Genomic DNA, 3,033 nt, shown 5'->3' on the forward strand with positions numbered 1-3,033 from the left:
CGGCGTAGCTGCCGTCAGCGTCTTGGAAACAGACGATACTCGGAGTCTTTGCGCCGGCCGGTAGCGAGAGGGGTTGCCAGTTGCTGCCGTCACCGATGTATGTCCGGCCAGTGTCGGTCGCCAAGAATTTGACGCCTGCCTCCGGCGTATACTCCGTTCGGTTCGCTTCGGTTTCCCTGACTTCGATGTCGTTGTCGATCTGTCTGAAGTTGTCGTTCAGGGGCTCGTGCCAGTTACTGGCTCCTTTATTTGGGATATTGTAGTCGTGATACTTGGTCATACACTTCTTAGTTCGCTATTGGGGTCCGATGTAATTAATCAACCGGGAGAGTGTAGTGTCCTGGCAAGTGACCGGCCGGCGGTAGCTCAGTAGCCGACGACGGGCCAGTACAAATCGATATACTGCTGTGCGATAGATTCCCAGCTAAACTCCTCAACGGCGACTGTTCTGCTCCGTTCGCCCATCCGCTGTTTCAGTTCGTCGTCGGTCAGCAGTTGCTCCATCGCGTCCGCGAGTGCAGACGCATTTTCGGGGGGGACCAAGAACCCGTTCTCACCGTCGCGGACTTGGGCACGGATGCTCGTGATATCGGACCCGACGATGGCTACTCCGGACGCCATGGCCTCGGTGGCGACCATCCCCCAACCTTCCTCGCGAGAGGGGAGGATGAACGCGTCACACTGCGCGTACAGTGCTTTCAGTTCCGATAGCGAGACGAACCCAGTGAGCCTGATGTCTGCGTCCAACTGTTCGACCCGGGCCGCAATTTCCTCGCTGAACGATTCGTCAACGGTCTTGTTCCCCGAAAGCACGAACGTCATTTCGCCGAGTACGTCCCGTTCGGCCAGCATGTCGATGGCGTCAAGCAGGATATCTGGCCCCTTTCGCGGCGTTATAGTCCCGACGAACAACATGAACGGGGGCTCGATGTTATACGAGTCGGTCAGGTCGACCAGGTCGGCCTTGTCGGGCCGATATTCCTGGATATCGACACCGTTGGGAACGACTTCCAGTTCCGGGGGTAACGCCGTTGCTAGATCTTCGTTCAACACCGTCGAGACCTCTGCTCTGTTCATCAGGTGCAGGTCGGGAGAGAGTGTCGACAACAGTCGGGAGAGCAGCTGGTCGTCCATCAGACCGAGTCGGACCTCTCCGGCGTGAGCCGTGTAGACAAGCCGCTCACGAATCTCGGGGTACAGGTGTACCAGAATATTCGCGGTAAACGGCAGGTGAAAGTGGATAATATCGTAGTCGGTCCGTTTGAAGTGTCTCCTGAGTTTCAGCGCGAATTCCAGACGGTCGGTCAATAGCTTCGGCAACCCGACGGGGCTTTTGATCTGGGCGTACGGGATTTCTTCGCCCTCTTCGTCGGAGCCTACCCGGAGCCGGAACCGGTGGAAATCGACACCATCACGTGTCTCTGACCTCGGGAGCCCGTCCCACTGCCGTTCGAGTACAGACACGTCGTGGCCGAGTTCGGACTGAGACGTTGCAACGTTGTAGATAACCTTCGCAACAGACCCTTTCTCGGGACTCACAGCGTAGTGTTCGTCGTACACGTGGGCCACTTTCATAACGCAGGGCCCCCGGCTCCTACCCCTGCTGGCGTTTCGGATTTGCCCCCCGGCAGTCGTCCCAGGCCCGATATAGCGCCGGGAACGGTCGTAACACACATGCTAATATACCTGCTGATAAGCGTTAATTACTTTTTCTGTACGCTGTTCCCAAGTGAGGTTATCGACGACGTAATCCCGTGCCGCCGCGGCAATGGTCTCTCGGTAGGCGGGCTTCGAGAGAAGTTCGGTGATACGGGCTTCGAGCTGACCGATGTTACCCGGTTCGAGGAGGATACCCGTCTTCCCGTCGGTGACGACTTCCGAGACACCGGCGATGTCGGTAACGACGGGGACGACCTGTGAGCTCATCGCCTCGAGCATCGTCAGTGGGAGCCCCTCGGAGTACGACGGCCGACAGAACACTGTCGCCATGTCGTACGCATCCGAGATGTCCTCGATGTAGCTGTGAAGCTGGACCGAGTCCTCCATGCCTTCTGAACGGATGGTCGTTCTGACCATCTCTTCAAGTGGTCCGCTCCCGACGATATGCAGCGTCGCGTTGGGATGTTCCTCGAGAATCTGAGGGGTAGCGGCGAGCAAGTCCTGCACGCCGTTGTTCCGAACCAGCCGACCGATGTACATTATAGATTTTTCTGTCGTCGCCGACGGTGCAAATGCATCGACGTCGACAGCGTTCCTGACGACGCTCGTGTCTGTCGCGCCAAGTGAACGCCCTATCGATTCGACCGCCCGACTGACACCGATAACCTGACTACTCCGGGAGATGACAAACCGGCTGATTGACTGCTCGAACGTTTTCGCGGCAGCGCCACCGATGCCGGATATCATGTCGATATCGCCCAGATGGAGCGTCGTGACCAGTTCGTAGTCCGACCAGAGCGAGTAGAGGGCAGCCAGTGCGGAGGTGTAAAAAAACCGGTTGTGGGCATGAACGATATCTGGCTGAAAATCGTTGACCACCCCCCGGAACTCGGTGAGGGCCGATACCGAGACCATACTCTGTAGCCCGATACTCTCGGTCAGATCGATCGCCGAACTCGTATAGAACGACACACCGGGAGTATTCTCCAGATTGATCGTCTGGTTCTGGTCCGTGAGCGTAAACACCCCAACCTCGAAGCCCTGGTCAACGAGGTTCACTGCCAGTTTCTCGACCACTTGCTCGACACCACCGTCGCTGGGTGGGAGGTAGTCCGAACAGAGGAGAACTCTGGGCTGAGACTGCGCTTTCATTACGGCCACTGTACTGCTTATTGAAACCAATACTTTTTGATTTCTCCCGAAAGAGCTGAAACAGCAGCCACTAACCTATCGTCTGTCGGTCTCGTTACAGGGAGGCCTGCCAGGCGAACCGGCGGTCGCCCCCAGCGGCCGCGTTCAATTCGATGTCGAACGTCTCGGCGGAGACGTTGGCCACACGCCAGGTGGACGCACTCTCCAGGAAGTCCAGCGGTG

Annotated in this window: 3 protein-coding genes; all 3 read right to left on the reverse strand. The window is 57.6% G+C overall.

Annotated elements, in window-relative coordinates; translation table 11 throughout:
• A partial coding sequence (locus tag EGD98_RS20705) for a hypothetical protein (protein WP_413229605.1) occupies window positions 1-280 on the reverse strand: 280 nt, incomplete at its 3' end.
• Between the two features lie 86 nt (window positions 281-366).
• The gene (locus EGD98_RS20710; protein ID WP_220590263.1) at window positions 367-1,575 is read right to left on the reverse strand and encodes a glycosyltransferase family 4 protein; all 1,209 of its coding nucleotides are present in this window, start codon (window positions 1,573-1,575) and stop codon (window positions 367-369) included.
• Window positions 1,576-1,677: 102 nt separating this feature from the next.
• Window positions 1,678-2,811, reverse strand: a complete 1,134-nt coding sequence (locus tag EGD98_RS20715; protein WP_220590264.1) for a glycosyltransferase family 4 protein — start codon at window positions 2,809-2,811, stop codon at window positions 1,678-1,680.
• Window positions 2,812-3,033: the final 222 nt, after the last annotated feature.

Origin of the sequence: Haloarcula salinisoli, assembly GCF_019599405.1 — an archaeon.
Taxonomy (GTDB): domain Archaea; phylum Halobacteriota; class Halobacteria; order Halobacteriales; family Haloarculaceae; genus Haloarcula; species Haloarcula salinisoli.